General features: G+C 53.3%; 1 rRNA gene. It reads left to right on the top strand.

The features are described 5' to 3' along the window. A 16S ribosomal RNA gene (locus tag PF327_RS11415) occupies positions 1-450 on the top strand; the annotation flags it as partial.

Raw genomic sequence — 450 nt, forward strand, 5'->3', positions numbered from 1 at the left:
GAAATGCGTAGAGATCTGAAGGAATACCGGTGGCGAAGGCGGCCCCCTGGACAGATACTGACACTCAGATGCGAAAGCGTGGGGAGCAAACAGGATTAGATACCCTGGTAGTCCACGCCGTAAACGATGTCTACTTGGAGGTTGTGGCCTTGAGCCGTGGCTTTCGGAGCTAACGCGTTAAGTAGACCGCCTGGGGAGTACGGTCGCAAGATTAAAACTCAAATGAATTGACGGGGGCCCGCACAAGCGGTGGAGCATGTGGTTTAATTCGATGCAACGCGAAGAACCTTACCTACTCTTGACATCCAGAGAACTTAGCAGAGATGCTTTGGTGCCTTCGGGAACTCTGAGACAGGTGCTGCATGGCTGTCGTCAGCTCGTGTTGTGAAATGTTGGGTTAAGTCCCGCAACGAGCGCAACCCTCGTCACTAGTTACTAACGGTTCGGCCG

The sequence above is a fragment of the Sulfurovum xiamenensis genome (assembly GCF_030347995.1).
GTDB lineage: Bacteria > Campylobacterota > Campylobacteria > Campylobacterales > Sulfurovaceae > Sulfurovum > Sulfurovum xiamenensis.